This window comes from Arthrobacter sp. ov118 (assembly GCF_900116495.1).
Taxonomy (GTDB): domain Bacteria; phylum Actinomycetota; class Actinomycetes; order Actinomycetales; family Micrococcaceae; genus Arthrobacter.
On sequence record NZ_FPAY01000006.1, the window covers coordinates 89,278 to 108,880 of the forward strand.

17 protein-coding genes are annotated in these 19,603 nt (G+C 65.8%); 13 read left to right on the forward strand and 4 right to left on the reverse strand.

The window, feature by feature from the left end:
* From BM372_RS12660 to BM372_RS12670, 3 genes are all read left to right on the forward strand, one after another.
* Nucleotides 1–1,734 carry a SulP family inorganic anion transporter gene (locus BM372_RS12660; RefSeq protein WP_090955749.1) on the forward strand — a complete coding sequence of 578 codons (1,734 nt, stop codon included), beginning with the start codon at nt 1–3 and terminating at the stop codon, nt 1,732–1,734.
* A gap of 190 nt (nt 1,735–1,924) precedes the next feature.
* Nucleotides 1,925–2,848 carry a pullulanase X25 domain-containing protein gene (locus BM372_RS12665; protein WP_090955751.1) on the forward strand — a complete coding sequence of 308 codons (924 nt, stop codon included), beginning with the start codon at nt 1,925–1,927 and terminating at the stop codon, nt 2,846–2,848.
* 188 nt (nt 2,849–3,036) lie between these two features.
* A complete protein-coding gene (locus BM372_RS12670) occupies nt 3,037–3,843 on the forward strand; it encodes an alpha/beta fold hydrolase (protein WP_090955753.1) in 807 nt (268 codons plus the stop codon).
* 309 nt (nt 3,844–4,152) lie between these two features.
* On the opposite strand, the gene BM372_RS12675 is transcribed toward BM372_RS12670, so the two are convergent.
* A complete protein-coding gene (locus BM372_RS12675) occupies nt 4,153–5,982 on the reverse strand; it encodes a glycoside hydrolase family 13 protein (RefSeq protein ID WP_090955755.1) in 1,830 nt (609 codons plus the stop codon).
* A gap of 54 nt (nt 5,983–6,036) precedes the next feature.
* Complete coding sequence (locus BM372_RS12680; protein ID WP_256214232.1) at nt 6,037–7,287, reverse strand: mechanosensitive ion channel family protein; 1,251 nt, start codon at nt 7,285–7,287, stop codon at nt 6,037–6,039.
* A gap of 208 nt (nt 7,288–7,495) precedes the next feature.
* Here BM372_RS12680 and BM372_RS12685 point away from each other — a divergent pair, with 208 nt between their 5' ends.
* Both BM372_RS12685 and BM372_RS12690 read left to right on the forward strand, forming a co-directional pair.
* Complete coding sequence (locus BM372_RS12685; protein WP_090955757.1) at nt 7,496–8,251, forward strand: hypothetical protein; 756 nt, start codon at nt 7,496–7,498, stop codon at nt 8,249–8,251.
* Between the two features lie 14 nt (nt 8,252–8,265).
* A complete protein-coding gene (locus BM372_RS12690) occupies nt 8,266–9,234 on the forward strand; it encodes a hypothetical protein (RefSeq protein ID WP_256214233.1) in 969 nt (322 codons plus the stop codon).
* 139 nt (nt 9,235–9,373) lie between these two features.
* Here the strand turns inward: BM372_RS12690 and BM372_RS12695 are convergent, their stop codons facing one another.
* The gene (locus BM372_RS12695; protein WP_090955759.1) at nt 9,374–9,637 is read right to left on the reverse strand and encodes a YegP family protein; all 264 of its coding nucleotides are present in this window, start codon (nt 9,635–9,637) and stop codon (nt 9,374–9,376) included.
* Nucleotides 9,638–9,854: 217 nt separating this feature from the next.
* Between BM372_RS12695 and BM372_RS12700 the strand changes: the two genes are divergently transcribed.
* The 3 genes from BM372_RS12700 (at nt 9,855) to BM372_RS12710 (ending at nt 12,155) form a co-directional block, all read left to right on the forward strand.
* Nucleotides 9,855–10,172, forward strand: coding sequence for an acylphosphatase (locus BM372_RS12700; protein ID WP_090955761.1), 318 nt, complete (start codon nt 9,855–9,857; stop codon nt 10,170–10,172).
* Between the two features lie 80 nt (nt 10,173–10,252).
* On the forward strand, nt 10,253–10,588 hold the full coding sequence (locus BM372_RS12705; RefSeq protein WP_090955937.1) for a cupin domain-containing protein: 336 nt from the start codon (nt 10,253–10,255) through the stop codon (nt 10,586–10,588).
* A gap of 223 nt (nt 10,589–10,811) precedes the next feature.
* Nucleotides 10,812–12,155 carry a diacylglycerol/lipid kinase family protein gene (locus tag BM372_RS12710; protein ID WP_090955763.1) on the forward strand — a complete coding sequence of 448 codons (1,344 nt, stop codon included), beginning with the start codon at nt 10,812–10,814 and terminating at the stop codon, nt 12,153–12,155.
* 41 nt (nt 12,156–12,196) lie between these two features.
* Here the strand turns inward: BM372_RS12710 and BM372_RS12715 are convergent, their stop codons facing one another.
* The gene (locus BM372_RS12715; RefSeq protein WP_177235991.1) at nt 12,197–13,828 is read right to left on the reverse strand and encodes a PucR family transcriptional regulator; all 1,632 of its coding nucleotides are present in this window, start codon (nt 13,826–13,828) and stop codon (nt 12,197–12,199) included.
* 133 nt (nt 13,829–13,961) lie between these two features.
* On the opposite strand from BM372_RS12715, the gene BM372_RS12720 reads away from it, so the two are divergent.
* From BM372_RS12720 to BM372_RS12740, 5 genes are all read left to right on the forward strand, one after another.
* A complete protein-coding gene (locus BM372_RS12720; protein ID WP_090955768.1) occupies nt 13,962–15,233 on the forward strand; it encodes an alpha-hydroxy acid oxidase in 1,272 nt (423 codons plus the stop codon).
* 81 nt (nt 15,234–15,314) lie between these two features.
* On the forward strand, nt 15,315–16,217 hold the full coding sequence (locus tag BM372_RS12725; protein WP_090955770.1) for an ABC transporter substrate-binding protein: 903 nt from the start codon (nt 15,315–15,317) through the stop codon (nt 16,215–16,217).
* A gap of 6 nt (nt 16,218–16,223) precedes the next feature.
* The gene (locus BM372_RS12730) at nt 16,224–17,243 is read left to right on the forward strand and encodes an amino acid ABC transporter permease (RefSeq protein WP_090955772.1); all 1,020 of its coding nucleotides are present in this window, start codon (nt 16,224–16,226) and stop codon (nt 17,241–17,243) included.
* A complete protein-coding gene (locus BM372_RS12735) occupies nt 17,240–18,007 on the forward strand; it encodes an amino acid ABC transporter ATP-binding protein (RefSeq protein WP_090955774.1) in 768 nt (255 codons plus the stop codon). Before BM372_RS12730 ends, BM372_RS12735 begins: the two co-directional genes overlap by 4 nt.
* A gap of 229 nt (nt 18,008–18,236) precedes the next feature.
* Nucleotides 18,237–19,595 carry an MFS transporter gene (locus tag BM372_RS12740; protein ID WP_090955776.1) on the forward strand — a complete coding sequence of 453 codons (1,359 nt, stop codon included), beginning with the start codon at nt 18,237–18,239 and terminating at the stop codon, nt 19,593–19,595.
* The last annotated feature ends 8 nt before the right edge of the window (nt 19,596–19,603 follow it).

The window sequence follows — 19,603 nt, forward strand, 5'->3', positions numbered from 1 at the left end:
ATGACGAAGACCGGACAGCGGCAGAGGAACCCGCTGCGCCAGGTGATGCCTGGGCTCGACGTCGCCGCTGCGTATCGGAGGGACTGGCTCGGCAAGGACATCGTCGCCGGGATCGTCCTGTCCACGTTGCTGGTGCCCCAGGGCATGGCGTATGCGGAGCTGGCGGGACTTCCGACGATCACCGGGCTGTACACCACGGTCCTCTGCCTGCTCGCCTATGCGGTCTTCGGCCCGTCCCGCATCCTTGTGCTGGGGCCCGACTCTTCGCTGGGCCCGATGATCGCCGCGACGGTCCTGCCGCTGGTCGCTTCCGACGGCGACCCGCAGAAGGCGGTGGCGCTCGCCTCGATGCTCGGGCTCATGGTCGGCATCATCATGGTCCTGGCGTCCGTCGCCAAGCTTGGCTTCATCGCGGACCTCATCTCCAAGCCGACCATGATCGGCTACATGAACGGCCTCGCGATCACCATCCTGGTGGGCCAGCTCCCGAAGCTCTTCGGGTTCAAGGTCAGCGCCGAGGGCTTCATCGGTGACCTCGTCGGCTTCGTCGAGGGCGTGGCCAGCGGCAAGACCGTGCCAGCCGCGGCCGCCGTCGGCATCAGCGGGATCGTGGTGATCCTGGCCCTGCAACGCTGGCTGCCCAAGATCCCGGCTGTGCTCATCATGGTGGTTCTCGCGATCGCGGCAACCTCGATCTTTGACCTGGCCGACCGCGGCGTCTCCCTGGTCGGGGAACTCCCACAGGGCTTCCCGCCGTTCACCTTCCCCCAGGTGGAGTGGTCGGACATCGGGCTGATGGTTGCCGGCGCCCTGGGAATTGCGCTCGTCTCACTGACTGACACGATTTCGACGGCGTCATCGTTCGCCGCGCGCTCCGGCCAGGAAATCAATGGCAACCAGGAAATGATCGGCATCGGCGCCGCGAACCTCGCCGCAGGCCTGTTCCAGGGCTTCCCCGTGAGCACCAGCGGTTCCCGGACCGCCGTCGCGGAACGATCCGGCTCGAAAACGCAACTGACCGGCGTCACTGGCGCCGTGCTGATCATCCTCATGCTCGTCCTGCTGCCCGGGATGTTCCGGAACCTGCCCCAGCCGGCCCTCGCGGCCGTGGTGATCACCGCATCTGTCTCCCTGGCCGACATTCCCGGCACCGTGCGCCTGTGGCGGCAGAGCAGAACCGAATTCGGCCTGTCGCTCGCGGCTTTCCTCGGCGTGGTGTTCCTGGGCGTGCTCCCCGGCATCGGCATCGCCGTCGGACTGTCCATCCTCAACGTCTTCCGCCGGGTGTGGTGGCCGTACCAGACCGTGATCGGACGGGTGCCCGGCCTCGAAGGGTTCCACGACGTCAGCGTCCACCCCGATGCCAAGCACCTCCCGGGGCTGGTCATCTACCGGTTCGACGCGCCGGTCTTCTTCGCCAACGCCACGACATTCCGGGACAACATCCGGCGGCTGGCGCGAGCCGAGCCGAAGCCACGGTGGATCCTCATCGCGGCCGAACCCATCACGGACGTGGACACCACCGCGGCGGACGTGCTGCTCGAGTTGGACCGGGAGCTGAACGCCCAGGGCACCTCGTTGGTGTTCGCAGAGCTCAAGCATCGGGTCCGGGCGAAGGTTGAACGCTTCGAACTGACACGCCAGATCGATCCGAAGCACTTCTACCGCACTATCGAGGCTGCCGTCGCCGCTTATTCCGCCCAAACCGGCGCGCAATGGAGCGCCCGGGACTGAGCGGGGAATCTCGCCGGGAAGTGCCGTCGGGGCGCTTTTCTACTCGCGGGTAGCGGTGAGTTGGTCGCTCCCGTGCTCCGGTCGGCACTGTCATAGTGGGTCACGACACATAGAGTTAACGGGTTCCACTCGCAAAAACCATCGTTTCCTTGGCAAAATGCAGGTGGATCAATTGCTTCTAAGGAGACCCATGGGCGCGAACACCGCGGAAAAAACCAACCTTCGGCTCAAGGCCGTGCTTGATGTCCTGTCAGAGGGGGTATGGACCGGCGAGAAGTTGAACGCCGGAACTGTGCTGGGCGAAGCCATTGCGCGGGTTCCCCTCGACGATCGTGAACGTGAGCTCCTGAGCGGCGGCATTCCGCGCGGCCACAAGACCCTCACCAGCGCCACGGCCAAGCTGGTCAAGGCCGGCTGGCTGGTCAAGGGCCGCTCCGGCTGGTCCATCACCGACGACGGCCAGCGCGCCACGGTTGCTTTCGCCGAGCCCGACGCCTTCGCTACAGCGCTCGACGCCGGTACCCCGGTTCCGGCGGGCACCCCGCTGCCGGCTGCTCCCGCAGTCAAGCCGGCGCTGGTTTCTGACAAAGCTGCGGCTGATGGACAAGCGCCGAAGGCTGAAAAGGCGCCGTCGAAAGCCGGAAAGGTTGCAGGCAAGGCCGCCAAGCTGGTCGAGGAAGCTGTTGCCCCGGTCGCCAAGGTGGTGCGGAAGCGCAAGCCCGCCGCCCAGGCCGCGGCGGCAGAGGCCACGCCGGCGCAGGCCACGGCGGCGGCTCCGGCAGCGGATGCGCCTGCCGTCAGCACCGAAACCATCGAGCAGCCGGAAGCGGTCGCGGTGGCCGGTGACTTCAACATCCTGCTGGGCGCGCCGGCCAACTGGGCGCCGCAGTATGACGAGGCCCAGATGGAACTGGATCAGGTGGACCAGCTGTGGAAGATCGCCGCTGACATTCCGGCTGGCTACTACACCTTCAAAATCGCCCTGAACCGTTCCTGGGACGAAAACTACGGCGCGTTCGGCACTTTTGACGGGCCCAACCACGAGGTCCACCACGGCGGCGGCCAGCTGGTCATTCACTACGATCACCGCACCAAGGACATCGTCCTGCTGTAGGGACCGGCACGCAGCTTTCCTGTCGACCCCCGCAAATGCCCCTGCGCCCCCGTGTTGGGTGGCCCAGGGGCATTTGCGTGTGGAAGGCGCACTCGCGCGTCCGCCCCTGCCGGGCAACCGTGGATCGAACTACCGTGGATCGAACTACAAGTGGACCGACCCACCTGCCACCGGCCTAGCATTACCTCATGGATACCGTCGAGCTTGCGGGCCTGCGCATCCTCTACCAGCGGGTTGGCCAAGGCCCGCCGCTGGTCCTGCTGCACGGCGCCTACGAAGACAGCCGCATCTGGCGTCGGCAGCTCGATGCGTTGTCGGATGAATTCACGGTTTTCGCCTGGGATGCTCCCGGGTGCGGCGGTTCGGACGATCCACCGCCGGACTTCACCGGAAAAGACTTAGGCGACGCCCTGGCAGGATTTCTGCGGGAAGCGGTGCCGGGTAGGCCGCACATCCTCGGCTTATCCATGGGCTCCTGCATTGCGCTGGAGTTCTACCGGGCATACCCGTCGGTCCCGGCGTCGCTGCTGCTGGCCTCGGCGTACGCCGGCTGGGCGGGATCGCTGCCGCCTGAGGAAGTGGAGCGCCGCTATGCGCAGGTCCTCGCCGAACTCGAGCAGCCGCCTGAACAGTTCATTCCAGTGTGGCTGCCCACTCTCTTCACTGAACACGCTGATCCAGCGGTGGTGCAAGAAACCAGCGCCATCATGGCGGACTTCCATCCGAGGGGCATGCGGGCATTGTTGAACGCGAGCGCGCATGCTGATTACCGGGACGTCCTGCCCACCATCGCGGTGCCCACACTGCTGCTGTACGGCACAGAGGACGTCCGCTCGCCGCTCAGTGTGGCCCGCGAGATGAACCGGTGGATCCCGGGCTCGACGCTCGTGACGATTCCCGACGTCGGGCACATGGCTCAGGTGGAAGCGCCCGTCGCGTTCAACGCCGAGGTACGCCGATTCCTGCACGGTCTACCGCCGGCTGACGCCCGCTAGAACCGGGTCGGATCCGGCCGCGGCGGCACCGGGCCGGGGTCCGGAATCGGAAGAGGATTGGGCGGCGTCGGGAACGGACCTGGCTCCGGGGACGGAGTGGGGGCGGGGCCGGGTACCGGCTCGGGCCCCGGAACAGGCGGGGGCGCCGTGGGGCCGGGTTCCGGCGGAAACGGATCGGGTTCGGGCGGCGGCGGGATAGTCATGACTGGCTCCTTCTCTGGGTTGACTCTGGATTGACTTCTGCTTTGATTTCGCTGCGTTGATTTTTCGCTGTGTTTGAGTTGGCTGGGTTGATGACCCCGTTGTCGATCAGGCACGGCGGCTCCGGCGCAAGACCTTCAGCTCCCAGGGCCTGAGACGCAGCGGGCCGGCGGCGGCAGCTCCGCCGTCGGACGGATGGTCAGCGGATGCGTAGTTCCCCAATACCAGCTCCGCACCAGCCCATGTCTCATCCTTGAGTTCCACGTTTCGTTCCTCGCCGGAGAAGTTGCCCAAGACCAGCATCTCCAGGACCAGCATCTCCCGGTCCGGCATCTCAGCGCCGTTGGCGCCATCGCCGGGGGAACCTGCCAGCGCCCGCGTGAACGCGTAGACGTGTGGATCATCGGGCAGGAGCATGGTGAAGTCCCCGTGAGAAACCACCGGCTCCGCATGCCGGAGCGCAATCACCTTCCGGTAGAAGTTGTAGACCGAGTCCGGATCGTCCATCTGGGCGGCAGCGTTGATGTGGTTGGCATTGGGGTTCACCGCGATCCAGGGAGCCCCGGTGGTGAAGCCGGCGTGCCGGGAAGCGTCCCACTGAACCGGCGTCCGCGCGTTGTCCCGGTTCAGGGGCGCGAGGGCGGCGAGGACCTCGGCATCCGTGTGGCCGAGGTGGGAGGTGGCTTCGCGGTGGTGGTTGAGGACCTCGATGTCGCGGTAATCGCTGATCGCGCCGAACGTCATGTTGGTCATGCCCAGTTCCTCGCCCTGGTAGACGTAGGGCGTGCCGCGGTGCAGGTGCAGGATGCCGGCCAGCATCTTGGCGGAGAGTTCGCGGTATTTGCCGTCGTCACCGAAGCGCGATACGGCGCGGGCCTGATCGTGGTTGCCCCAGTACAGGCTGTTCCAGCCCCGCTCGGCGAGGCCTTCCTGCCAGCGGCCCAGGGTTTGCTTCAGCTCGGTGAGCAGAAGCTTCTTGGGCCGCCATTTATCGCCATCCTCCTGGTCCAGCGCCACGTGCTCGAACTGGAACACCATGTCCACCTCAGCCCGGGCGGGGTCGGTGTACAGGATGGCCTCCTCCACCGTCACTCCGGGCATTTCGCCGACCGTGAGCAGTTCGCCGGGGCGCTTGGCGAAAACCTCCCGGTGCATCTCCTGCAGGAACTCATGCATGCGCGGGCCGTCGATGTAATAGGGCGTGCCATCGCCAAAGAGCTTGCCGTCGGCAACGGGCCCGTCCGGCAGCGCGGTGTCCTTGGAGATGAAATTAATGACGTCCATACGGAAGCCGTCCACGCCCCGGTCCAGCCACCAGTTCATCATCTCGTAAACCGCCGCGCGGACCTCGGGGTTCTCCCAGTTCAGGTCCGGCTGCTTCTTCGAGAAGATGTGGAGGTAGTACTCCCCGGTGGCTTGATCAAACTCCCAGGCGGGCCCGGAAAACGCGGAGCCCCAGTTGTTCGGCTCCGCGTCCGCGCCTCGATGGGCGGACCGGGCAGCAGCGTCCCGCGGCGGCCGCCACCAGTACCAGTTCCGCTTCGGGTTGTCCCTCGAGGACCGGGACTCCATGAACCACGGGTGCTCGTCCGAGGTGTGGTTGACCACGAGGTCCATCACCAGTTTCATGCCGCGCGCGTGCAGCCCGTCGGTCAATTCCCTTAAGTCTTCGAGGGTGCCGAAGAGCGGATCGACATTGCGGTAGTCGCTGATGTCGTAGCCGTTGTCGTCCTGCGGGGAGGTGTAGATCGGGGAGAGCCAGACGACGTCGACCCCCAGCCGCTGGAGGTAGTCCAGCTTGCTGATAATGCCGCGCAGGTCGCCGATGCCATCGCCGTCGGAGTCGGCGAAACTGCGCGGATAGATCTGATAGACGACGGCGCGCTGGAACCAGTCGCGGGCCGGTGCGGAAAGTGCGGTGGACTGCGGGGAGGTCATGGTGGAGATTATCGGCCACTTCCCGGAGGCTGGGAACCCCTCGCCGGGCCTGGGCTAGTTCTGAGAGGAGATGGCGTTGTCGCGGTCCTCAAAGACGTCCTGGCCCGGACCGGTGAAAGCCCGGGAGCGCTGGATCGCCTCGATGGACCCGGTGAACAGCTGGGAATCGTGGGGGTCCGGGTGCCGGGGATGCTCGACCGTGACGGAATCCTTGCGCAGCCGCTGGGACCGTTTCCCGGCGTCGGACGCGGCGTCGGCCGGAATGGATCCTGCCGACGGCAGCGATTCGAGGCGCACATGGGGGAGCGCCGTCGGGTGGTTCTGCTGCAGGAACACCACCAATTCCTCGCGGATCAGGCAGCGGAGGTCAAAGAGGGAGGCGCTGTCGGCGGCGCTGACCAGGATGCGCACCCGGACAAAGCCTGCCGTGGCGTCCGTGATCTGCAGGACACCCACGCGGTTGTCCCACAGTGGGGTGTCGGCCAGGACCTTCTTCAGTTCGGCGCGCATGGCTTCCACCGGGGCGCGCCAGTCGAGGTCGAACTCCACGGTGCCCATGACTTCGGATTGGCGGCGGGTCCAGTTCTCGAATGGCGTGGTGGTGAAGTACGTCGAGGGCAGGATCAGCCGGCGGTCGTCCCAGATGTGGACCACCACGTAGGTCAACGTGATTTCTTCGATTCGGCCCCATTCCTTCTGGACCACCACGACGTCGTCCACCCGGATTGCGTCCGTGAAGGCCAGTTGGATGCCGGCGAAGACATTGATCAGCGACGTCTGCGCTGCGAGGCCCGCGACGATCGAGATCAGGCCCGCGGAGGCCAGGAGGCCGGCGCCGAGGGCCTGAATGGCGGGGAACGTCAGCATCATGCTGCCCAGTGCCACCACAACGATCAGGGCGACGGCGATCCGCCGGGCCAGGATCACCTGGGTGCGCAGCCGCCGTGCACGGCGGTTGTCTGCTACGTCCACCCGGTAACGGGTCAGCACCATCATCTCGACGATGAGCAGCATGGCTATCGCCAGCCAAGCCAGGGAAACGATGAGGGCAAGCAGCAGCACGTGGTCCAGCGTGCCGCGCCATTCGATGTCCCCGGGGGTGGTGGCCAGGGCGGTCCGCACGGCGATCAGGCAGAGGGAGAAGCGCAAGGGCAGCCGGGCGACGCGGGAGATTTCCCGCAGTTCAGGCTTGTTGCGGTTGAGCTGGAGCACGATCCGGCGGACCAGCCAGGACAGGACGAGCCCGGCCACCACGGCGAGGGCCATAGTCAGGAACGGCATTGCGTGGGTGAGGAACTCTTGCATACCTAAGCTCTAGCAAGCTTTCGTTTCCAACTGAAATCCGCAGGATGTCAACATGGGGCCGGTCACGCCGTCGGTGGCCAAGCGAATCCCGGCACGGCGCCCGGATCCCGGCAAACGGCCTGGTCCCAACTCGGGTCTTATGGCCCTTGTTCCTGCAGCGGGGCAGTCGAGAATGATCGAACCAGTTGAATCCTAGGGGGAGGGTGACATGCGTCGACTCGGGGCAATCGGCACGGCAGCGTCAGCCGGCCTTTTGGTTGCGGCACTTCTCGGTGCCTGCGGCGCGCCCGCTGCCCCGGTTTCGCCGTCGCCGTCGATGCCCACCGTGCCCCCTCTGACGTCCGCGCCCGCGACCGGCGGTGGCGGCGATGTCCCGCCGACTGAGACGTCCTCGGGCCCGGGTACACCGGCCCCGACGGCGGCGAACTGGAAGATCTTCAAGACCCCGGACGGGAAGTTGCAGTTCGATTACCCGGCTGAGTGGACCGTCAAGGACCGGAGCGCCGAGGCTGCATCCGGCGCCGTGTTCCTGGAGGTCCTCAACCCCCACGGAAAGTCGCTGGCCACGTTGCGGACCGATGTGGTCACGGGCGCCGAATGCACGCAACGCATCCCGTACTCGGTGCTCGATCTTGTTCCTGTTCCCGCCTTGGCCCAGCAGGGAGCCACACCGCACTTCATCTTTGAGTTGCGGCTCTACCCTGCGGAGAAGGACCCCATGAAGGCAAACGTCATGGCCTATGGCATCAGCTCGGCGCCTAAGCCGTCCGGACCCGATGCCTGCCCGATCTTCCACTTCTTCACGTGGCCGCCAAGCGGAGCGTCGTTTGGCGGTGTCTACAACCCCTTTGACACCACCCCGGGCAACGAGCCGAATGTGGACACGCCGGAGGCGTACAGGAACACCTCCGAATATCAGGACATCAGGAAAATGGTCACCTCGCTTCGGCCGGCGGGGCAGTAAGGCTGGCCGGGCGCATGAAGCGGCGCATTTACCCGCGTATGAAGCGGCAGCAGTCCGTGCTGTCGGCTGTGGTCCCTGCTCCGGTACTTACAGTGCTCCCGGCGCTGACACTCTCGGCCCTGCTGCTGGCCGGGTGCGGCGCGGCATCGGGTCCCTCTGCGACCGGCGGCAGCGCCACGACGCCGGGCACCACCCCGGGAACGACGTCGGCGACTGCCCCGACGGGGAACGCCCCGGGAGCTGACCAGAGTAGCGAGTCGGGGACGGAGTCCGGAACTACGTCTCAGGGACCATCGTCAGGCACGGCTTCCGACACCTCGCCCGGAGCGTCGCCGGCAACCTCACCGGCGAAAACCTTACCGCCTGCGGCGGGTCCGACGTCGTCCGGCTGGAAGACGTTTACGACGTCGGACGGGACGCTGAGTTTCGACTATCCGGCCGCCTGGACCGTCAAAGATCCCGCCGGGGAGGCGCCCTTAGGCGGCGAGTTCGTGGACGTCCTGAACGCCGCAGGGAAGCAGATGGCCGCACTGCGCACCAATGTGGTCACGGGCACCGAATGCGGCGATCAGCAGCCCTACCTGCTCATCGATTCCGAGCCGATGCAGGCGCTCACGGAACCCGGTGCGGCGGACCAGGGCGGGCCGCGCTACGTCTTCGAGGGCCGGGGCGATGTAAAAGCGGCTGAAGCTTCACCGCCCACGTACGCGTCGTACGGGATCACCATGATGCCGGAGGAGACCGGGCCAACGGCATGTCCTCTGTTCCAGCTCTTCCTCTGGCCGCCCAGCGGTGCGCTGTTTGGCCAGGCTTATGACCCGGCCAAAAATACGACGCCGGGGGACCCCGGGCTGCCTTATCTGGAGAAGGCAAAACTCTACGCCACCACCGCGGAGTACCAGGATGTCCGCAAAATGATCACGTCGCTTCGTCCCGCCGGTACGGCGAGTGGAACCAGCACCGTCACGGAACCAGCGCGATGACGGAACCAGCGAACTAGCAGCGCCAAACGTGGGATGGGAGGGGCGCAACGGACCAAAGCGCCGGCTGCCCGCTAGCTCGCTCCGGTGTAGGGAGCACGTAGGGGGGGCAGCCGGCTCCGGCCTCTCGGATGCTCGCCGCTTAGACGGCGGGCAGGTGCCGGCGGTGCCGGCTTACTGGCGACGGCGCAGCCTTCCGGGCCGCGCGCTGCCCGGTCCACGGATTGCTGCGGACCTCACGGATCAATCCGGTGCCCGCGCATTCGCGCACGGCCATGATGCCGTTCGCCGCCTGGCGCTTGTCTTCGAACGCTGTGGAAACGGCCAACACGGTCCCATCGGCTGCGAGCAGCCGGAACCGGACGTTGGAGTCCGCGTCGGTGAAGATTTCGAATTGTCCAGCCATGGTCTTTTCCTTTCGGGCAGCTGTTGCTGCCGGGGGCGAGAGCACTTCTTTGTGCCGTTGCCGGGTCTCGGCAAGGTCGCGCAGCGCAGTAACCAGCCTCACAGGGACCGCGGTCCGCGAAAAGGGGGCAAAGGTCCCATTGTGTCCGGCCGGTGAGACTGCGTAGGTGGGATCCGTACCCGCCGGACGGGGCGCAACATGGCGCTACATTAGGAGCATGACTGACAAGCACCCTGCGCAGTTTCCGGCGGATTCCGGTGATCCCGTGCGGCTGAGCGCACGGGTGTCCGGTGTGGTTCAGGCGGTCGGCTTCCGGTACTGGACAGTTCGGAAGGCCGAGGAGCTTGGGCTGACCGGCACGGTCAGGAACAACGACGACGGCTCGGTGGGCATTGTGGCGGAGGGGCCGCAGTCCGTGGTGCTTGAGCTCCGGCGCTGGCTGCGCTCGCCGGAGGCGCCGGGCCGGGTGGAGGACGTTCAAGAGTCCGTCTCGGCCGCAACGGGGGAGTTCGGCGGGTTCCAGGTGGGGTACTAAGAGCCCATCGGACCGGTCACGGGCGGCCTTCGGGGCGAAGGACCCTCGGCAGCAGGTCGCGAGGCGAGTAGCGTGTGCCCATGCAGAAAATATCGATCGAGGCCCTGGCCCGGCAGCAGATCGCGGCTGCTCTGGGGGCAGAGAGCGGCCGGGCAGCCGACACGGTGTTCGGCGGACACGAGAAAGTCCTGCGCCAGACCGTCATGGCCTTCAAGGCCGGGACGCAACTGAGCGAGCACCAGAACCCCGGCGAAGCGACCGTGTTTGTGCTCCGCGGCTGTGTGCGCCTGCGGTCCGGCGAAGAATCCTGGCAGGGCAAGACCGGCGATCTGCTGATCGTGCCCGACGGGCTGCACAGTCTGCTCGCCGAGGAAGACTCGGCGATCCTGATGACGGTGGCGAAAATCAGGACCTGACCCGCCGGACCGGGTCGGTGCGCCCGGCAACCACAGCCAGACGAGTAGGCGAAGGAGATGCCGAAAGTGAAATCCAGGGATGCCAGGGAGCACGAGCCTCTGCGCCTGGTGGGCGGAGGGCAAGGCCCGGCAGGTGCGGGAATGGACGCGGCAGGCGGAGGAAAGGACCCGGCGGCGGCAGAGACGGCGACCGCCGTTGGGGTTATCCGGAACGGGGCGGGCCATGACTGAGATCGCTTCCCCGGCAGGGGTCCCGGAGTCCCGGCGGTGGTGGGCAAGGGGAGCTTACGCCGCGGTCTTTTGCGCGGCGGCCGTCCCGCTGGTGGTCGCGGGATTGGCCGGCACCATTGCACTCCTCCTGACCGGTGTGGGCGGCGTGTTGGTGACGGTGGCTGCGATGTACTGGTTCCTCATCAGCCGGGGTTTTCTTCGCTGGTGTGCGCTGGCTCTGGCGGTGCTCGCCCCGGTGATTGTCCTGGCTCTGTTCGTCCAAGCGAGCCTGCTGTGGGTGGTGGTGGTCGCCGTCGCCCTGATCGTTCTGGCCGTCGCCTGTGCCCGCGCCGCCCTCCGGCAACGCCGGGCGGACATGGTGATGGCCGAACACCCGGCTCCAACCTGGCGGCATCCCTTCGTGATCATGAACCCGCATTCCGGCGGGGGCAAGGTGGTGAAGTTCGACCTCAAGCGGAAGGCCGAGGAACTCGGCGCGGAGGTGGCGCTGCTTGAGGGCCCAGGGCACGTGGATGTGGACGCCTTGGCCCGACAAGCGGTGGAGCGCGGGGCCGACCTCCTCGGCGTCGCCGGCGGCGACGGAACCCAGGCGCTGGTGGCAGGCATCGCGGCCGAGCACAACCTCCCGTTCCTGGTGATCAGCGCCGGTACCCGCAACCACTTCGCCCTGGACCTCGGGCTGGACCGGGAGGACCCGACCGGATGCCTGGATGCCCTCCGCGATGGGGTGGAACTGCACGTCGACCTCGGCAAGATCAACGGGCGGACCTTCGTCAACAACTCATCCTTCGGGGTGTACGCCGAGGTGGTGCAGAGCCCGGAGTACCGCGAAGACAAGGCCGGAACCGTGTTGCAGATGCTTCCGGACCTAATCAAGGGCCACAAGGGCGCCCGGCTGCGTGCCCGAATGGACAGCTCGACGGTGGACGGCCCGCAGGCAGTACTGGTGAGCAACGGACCCTACGGCAGCAATGACCTCGCAGGCCTTGGCCGCCGGACGCGGCTGGACCGCGGTGTGCTGGGCGCCGTGGCGCTCTCTGCCTCGAGCACCCGCGAAGCCGTAGGCCTGCTGCGCCGGGCCACGAACCATGGCCTGATCCAACGCACCGCGGCGGAGGTGGTGGTCGGCGCCGACGCGCCCGAGATCCCCGTCGGAGTGGACGGCGAGGCCCTGCTGATGAGCACCCCGGTGCGGTGCACCATCGAACCCCGCGCGCTGCGGGTAGTGGTGCCGCGGCATCGCCCGGGCGTCCCCCCGGCCCAACCGGCGCTGGACCTGGTCCGGCTCCGTGAGCTTGCCTGGGGGCACCGAGGTGCACCGCCCAGGCACAACTAGCCAGGCATAACTAGCCGGCACCTGGCTGAGGGTGGGGACTCCTAGTTAGATCTTGCCCACAGCTGCAGCCACACGAGCAGGCGCGTTTCGGCGTCGTCGAGGTCAATGCCGAAAAGCGGCTGTACACGGGACAGGCGGTACCGGACCGTGTTGACGTGCACGTCCAGCGACTTGGCAGCGTCCATCGCGTTCCCGCCGTTGCTGAGGTACGCGTAGAGGGTCTCCTCGAAAGATTTCTTATGTTGTTCGTCGTACTCGGCAATACGGAGGGCATGAGCCCCCGGGAGTTGGCCTACCGCCGCCAACGCCGAAACGAACTGCCGCAGCTGCAGACGCGAGCCGAGAGAGTCGTCGTCGGCCACAATGTCATCGGAATCGGCCGCTATGCGCCCTTCGGCGACGTTGCGCACAAGCTCGGACAAGACCAGTTCCGCGTTGACCCGGGACTCCTCGAGACGGTCGATGGTGGCCGGGGTGCCCAACGCGGCCAGCACCGGGCGGGAGAGAAGCCGGCGCGCGTTCTGCACAATTTTCAGAAACGCGTTGCGTTGGAATTCGCGGGAGGATTCGGTGGTGTGCGGCAGGACGACGTAAACGATGTTGTCCGAGAACCCGCAGACGGCCGAGGGCAGCCGGATGGCACAGGCGGTCCGGATGGTGTCGAAGAGCCGGAGACGTGACTGCAACGTATCAGCGGCAATGGCCTCGGACGGCCAGACGCTGAGAGCTGCAACACGAACGGAAGGCGCCGAGATCCCAAGCCTGATGGCCGCCAGTTCGGCGCGTTTCGGATCGAACAGCAGCGGCTGGACCAGGTCTATCTGGCGGGTCAGGTTTGAGACGTAGGTGGTCCGTTTGTGCAGGATGTGGAGCGCGGCCACGTTGGCGGCCTCCCGCAGGATCCGGTCGGCGTCCTCGTTATGGTGGTCCGCCCGCTCAAGGAGCCAGAGCGAGCCCAATACGGAGTCACCGGCCCGGATCGCGATTGCCGTGCGCCGGAGCAGGGGATCCTGCGTCGCCACCTCCAGCGCGTCGGTGGCGGCATGGACACGGCGGTAGTCGTTGTCCGTTTCCACGGAATGCGGAACATGCAGACTCAGGATGGAATTCCTGCGCGTCTCGTCAATGGGCTGGTCCGGGAGCGTCGAATACGCCAGGATGGTCTGCTCGGGATCGGCGATCGCGATGGCGCCGCCGGCTTGGGCCGCCACGGTGTTGGCGAGGTCGAACAGGTCCCCGGGCCGGATATCCACCAGGGTCCGTCCAGATCGCCGGTGCGGCATGACCGCGGCGTCCATGATCTCCGCGAGCTGGTTCCACGGCACCGAGTCGGAGGCCCGGAACAGTGCCATCCCGTTGTCCCGGGCGGCCGCCCGCAATGCTTCGTCCGGGGCGCTTTTGGTTTTGTACACGATCGCCACGTAGCCGGCGCCGCTGAGCTCCCGGACCTTCGCGCCCAGTCGCTTCTTCCCGGCAAGGGACAAGCCGATGGCCAGGGCAACGGCGCCCGGAAACCTGACAGGCCGGGCCGTCGAGTCGTAAAGAACAGAGCCGGCGACGATCTGCCGGTCATCGGCCGGCATTTCCACGAGGGTGAGAATTTCCGAACCCGCCGAGCGGGCGACGTCGGCCAACGTTGGCAGGGCATGCCGATCCGCCGCAGCGAACATCATCACGGATTCCCCACCCATCCCTTGGTAGTAGCTGCTAATCTCGTAGCCCCTAATTTGTCGTTATCTCCATAGTGGCACGGGGTTCCGCTTTCTACGATGAACCATAAGGCACGCACGCAGTGGAAGGCCCTCAGTGAAAATCAGCGAAGCCAAACAGCTCATCCAAGTCAAAGCCCCAGTTTTATCCCGACGACGCCGGGTCCTGGCCAACGCTTTCAATGTGGAGGAATACAGGAGGTCGGCACGTAAAGTCTTGCCGGCCGGAATCTTCGACTATTTGGACGGCGGATCTGAAGACGAAGTGACGCTCCGCCGCAACAGAGCCGTCTTTGACGCGTGGGCCCTCATGCCCAGCTGGGGCCCGGTCTCCGGCCCGGACACTGGCACCGCCTTGCTCGGAAAAGACAGTGCCCTGCCGCTGACGCTGACCCCGACCGGGGCAACTCGGCTGTTCCATCCCGAGGGCGAGCTGGCCGTCGCGGCTGCCGCCGACCGGGCCGGCATCCCCTACGGGCTGGCCGGGCTGAGCACCGTACCCATGGAGACGATCGCGGAGCGCCACCCGGGCCTCGACCGCTGGTTCAACTTTGGCCTCACCTCCGACGCCCAGGCGATGAAGAACAAACTGGCCCGCTGCAAGGCCGCCGGATTCAACACGCTGATTGTCGGCGTCGATACACGGGCTCTGGGATCGAGGGAGAGGGACCTCCACAACGGCTTCACCGCGCCTCCTGCTCTAACGCTTTCAACCATCGCGGATATCGCCCGGCGACCTTCCTGGTGGATCAACTTCCTGAAATCGGACGGAATCAGTTTCCCAAACCTGGATCCGCGCAGCGCCGCGGCCACCTCCGTCGTCACCCCGTCCATGTGGCAGCACATCCTTGGCCACTCGGATGCGAGCAGCGGCTGGAAGGAACTTGATGCCTTGCGGCAGGCCTGGCATGGAAAGATCGTGCTCAAGGGCTGCGTCAACCCGGCCGACGTCGCAAAGGCCTCCCGTATTGGTTTGGACGCCGTGCAGCTGAGCAACCATGGCGGACGCCAACTCGACCACATGCTGAGCCCCATGGATGTCCTCCAGGAATCGCGGCAGCGGGTGGGCAACTCGATCGAGATCTACGTGGACTCCGGCGTCCGCCGGGGCAGCGACATCCTCAAAGCGTTGGCGTTGGGTGCTGACGCCTGCTCGATCGGCCGTGCCTACCTGTACGGACTGGTGGCGGCGGGCTCGCCCGGCGTCGGGCGCATCATTGAGATCTTCGGGGACGAACTGCGGCGTACGATGACGTTAGTGGGCGTCTCCAGCATTTCCGAACTGAAAGCTCGTGGCGAGGAAATTCTTCGGGATATTCGTCATTCCGGAGAGAATCTGGAATCAAGAGCGTCGAAAAGCACGAATTAGTAAGTTTTGAACAACCAGGCACACAGTGCCCTCCCGCAGCGTTGCGGGAGCCTAGAGAATCCCTGAACAGCTAAGGAAGCCATGCGCACCCGATACCTTCTTCCCGTTCTCACCCTAGCCACGGCGCTTTCGCTCTCAGGCTGTGTCAACAACAGCGAACCCGCCGCTACCAGCGGGGCCACCGGGACCGCTGACGCCGTCAACGTGCAAAAGAATGACTCCATTGCCGCGTCGCTCCCGGAAAAAATGAAGACCTCAGGCGTGCTCAACGTCGGCATGGCCAACAACTACCCGCCCAACGAGTTTAAGGACGATAACGGTGAGCCGGCAGGCTGGTCTGTAGACCTCACCAACGCCCTTGGCAAGGTCATGGGGTTGAAGGTCAATTTCGACATCGGCACCTTCGACAACATTCTGCCGGCAGTGAAAGCAGGGAAGGATGACATGGGAATGTCGTCGTTCTCCGACACGCTGGAACGCGAAAAGCAGGTGGATTTCGTGAACTACTACTCTGCCGGCATCCAATGGGCCTCCCCGAAGGGCAAGACCGTGGACCCGAACAACGCGTGCGGGCTTAAGGTCGCCGTTCAGGCCACCACCTATGAGGACACGCACGAGGTGCCGGCCAAGTCGAAGGCTTGCACGGATGCAGGCAAGCCGGCGATCACCATTTTCAAGTACGACGCGCAGGACCAGGCGACCAACGCCCTCGTGGTGGGACAGGTCGACGCGATGAGCGCCGACTCGCCGGTGACTCTCTACGCGATCTCCAAGACCAAGGACAAGTTGCAGACCGCCGGCGACGCCTTCGAGGTGGCGCCGTACGGGATGCCCGTGGCCAAGGGGAGTGAATTTACGCCGGTCCTGCAGAAGGCGCTCCAGTCCCTGATCGACGATGGCACGTACAACAAGATCCTGTCCAAGTGGGGCGTCGAATCCGGTGGCGTGAAGACGGCAACGCTCAACGTGGCAGCCAAAGGGTGATAGCACATGAGCGAGCCGGAATCCGACAGGATGATTGAGTCGGAACCTGACAGGAAGATGCGGGCCCGGGGCGGACAGGACGCGGACACCTCGTCGGCGGAGGCGATAGTCGCGGTCCCGCTGCGACACCCGTGGCGGATCGTGATTGCCGTAGTTCTGCTGCTTGGGTTGGCGGTCTTTGTGCTGGACGCCGCCCAGCGCTCGGACTATGGCTGGCCGGATGTGGGTAAGTACATCTTTGACCGACGGATCAGCCAGGCCGCGTGGGTAACGTTGTGGCTGACCATCTACTCGATGATCGGCGCGATCGTCCTCGGCCTGCTGCTGGCCATCATGCGGCTCTCACCAAATCCGGTGCTGAAGAGCATAGCCTGGCTGTACATCTGGGTCTTCCGGGGAACTCCGGTCTATGTGCAACTGGTGTTCTGGGGCATCGTGGCGTTGATCTACCCGGTGTTCACGCTGGGGATTCCGTTCACGACGCCGTGGGTCACCGTCCCGAACGAGATCTTCACAAACCTGTTCATCACCGCCGTGATCGGGCTGGCCTTGAATGAGGCCGCCTACATGTCTGAAATCGTGCGTGCCGGCTTGCTGTCTGTGGACGAGGGCCAGGCAGAGGCTTCGACGGCCCTGGCGATGTCTTGGGGCCAGACCATGCGGTACGTCGTGGTGCCGCAGGCCATGAAGATCATCATTCCGCCTACCGGCAATGAAGTGATTTCGATGCTTAAAACCACCTCCCTGGTGGCCGCGATCCCGTTGAGTGTTGACCTTTACGGAGTGTCCCGCGGCATTTCCGCGGTGACGTTCACTCCGGTCCCGCTGCTGATTGTGGCTTCCCTCTGGTACCTGCTCTTCACCTCCATTCTGATGGTGGGACAGCACTTCATTGAAAAGCGGTTCTCCCGCGGAACTGGGCGGGTCAAGACGGGCAAGGAACCGGCGGCGCCGGAGGCACCACCCACTGCGGGACCCGGCGCCCCGGGTGTACCGCTCGGCACAGACTTTGGAGGAAAAGGATGACCGGCGCGCCAATGGTGCTTGCGGAGAAGGTTTCCAAGAATTTCGGCACCAACAGAGTCTTGCGCGGAATCAGCCTGGAGGTCGACCCCGGGGAGGTTCTCTGCATTGTGGGGCCCAGCGGTTCGGGTAAGTCGACGTTCCTGCGGTGTATCAACCACCTGGAACGCGTTGATGGCGGCCGGCTTTCGGTCGACGGACAACTGGTCGGCTACCGTCAAAAAGGCGAAAAGCTCTACGAACTCAAGCTCAAGGAAGCCGCTTTCCAACGCCAGGAAATCGGGATGGTCTTCCAGCGATTCAACCTGTTCCCGCACCTGACCGCGGTGGAGAACATCACCCTTGCTCCCATGCGGGTGAAGGGTCTTTCTAGGACCAAAGCCACTGCCCGGGCCAAGGAACTCCTGGAGCGTGTGGGGCTGGGAGATAAGGGCGATGCCTATCCGGCGCACCTGTCGGGTGGCCAGCAGCAGCGTGTGGCCATCGCCCGCGCCCTGGCGATGGACCCCAAGCTGATGCTCTTCGACGAGCCGACAAGTGCCTTGGATCCGGAGCTGGTGGGTGAGGTGCTGGACGTCATGAAGGGACTGGCCAAAAGCGGCATGACCATGATCGTGGTGACCCACGAGATGGGATTCGCCCGCGAGGTGGCGGACACGCTGGTCTTCATGGACGACGGCGTGGTGGTGGAGGCAGGACCGCCACGCCAGGTCCTCAGCGATCCGCAGCACGACCGGACCAAGGCGTTCCTGTCCAAGGTCCTCTGATGCGGGGGCGTCACGTCAGGCAGGTTTTCCGATCCCCGCCCTGAGGGGTTCCGCGGTTCTCCGGGAAGCCCCGACTGCAGCAGGGCTCAAAGTCTGTTCTGCGTGACGCCTCACCCGGTCAGGAGACAGACCCGTTCCCAGTCGCCCCAAAAGCCCCGGTGCCAGGCCCGACACCCCGGCATGGTCGCCGGTTCGGCTTCAGGGCGGGCCGTAGGACAGACTTGTTGCCGTGAGCAACTCTCCCCGGTCTGGCCTGGCCGTCGCCGGCCTTAGCCTCGGCACCGCACTGAATCCGCTGAACTCCTCGATGATCGCCGTCGCCCTCGTGGTGCTGCGGGCGGATTTCGGGCTCGACGTCGCCACGGTCACCTGGGTGATCACGGCCTTCTACCTCACCTCCGCAGCCGGCCAGCCGCTCATGGGGCGGTTCGCGGACCGGTTCGGCCCGCGCAGGCTGTTCATGCTGGGCATGGCACTGGTGGTGGTGACGTGTTCGCTGGCCCCCTTTGCGCCGAACTTCGCCCTGCTCTGCGTGGCCCGCGCCTTCATGGCCCTCGGCACCGCCACCGCCTACCCGAGCGCCGTCGTCATGGTCGGGGAACTGGCGCGGCAGGCGAACGTGAAATCCACGCGGCCGCTGGGCCGGATCCAAATGGCCAACACGTCCGCCGCCGCCGTCGGGCCCGTGGTGGGCGGGCTGCTGGTGAGCCTGATCGGATGGCAGGCGCTGTTCCTGGTGAACGTCCCGCTATCGCTGGTGGCCATCGTGTTGGTCCGGCGCTTCGCCCCTGCCGACGAGGGGCGCGAACGCGGCCGAGTCTCCGAGTTGCTGCGGGACTCGGACGTCCCCGGAATTCTGGCCTTCCTCGGCGCCATGGTGCTGGTGATGATGGCGCTGCTGAACGTGCTTCCCGGCTACCGCTGGGGGCTGCTGGGCGGCGGGACGCTGCTCACGGTGCTGTTCGTCTGGCGCGAGCTGCGGTTCAGCCCGCCGTTCCTGGACCTGCGGCTGCTGGGCCGCAACCGGCCGCTGTTGCTGGTCTACCTGGGGTTCGCGGTGTTCAGCGCCGTGTACTACTTCGCGTTCTTCGGCCTGCCGCAGCTGCTGCAGGAAGCCGGCGGCTACGATCCGGGCGTCGTCGGGGTGCTGATGCTGCCGCTGGCCGCGATGTCGGTGGTGGTGACGCCTTTCACGGTCCGCGCGATCGACCGTTTCCACGTCAAGCGGGTGCTGATCGCCGGCGTGGTGCTGCTCATTGCGGCGTCGGGGGCGATGTGGCTGCTGACGGCGTCGTTCGCCATCCCGCTGGTGCTTGCCATGACAGCCCTGCTGGGCGTGCCGTACGGGGTGGTCGGCCTCGCCTCCAGCCAGGGCATGTACCTGTCCACCCGGCCGGAGGAGCGCGGCGTGGCCGCCGGGATCTACCAGACCTGCCGGTACGTCGGGGCGATCACGGCCACCGTGCTGATCGGCATCTTCTACGGCACCGGCGTCAACCAGGCCAACTGGGGCCTGATGGTGTTCGTGATGCTGGGGCTGGGAGCTGTGGTGTTGGTCGTGTCGCTGCTGTGGCGGGAACGGGAATAGGACGACGA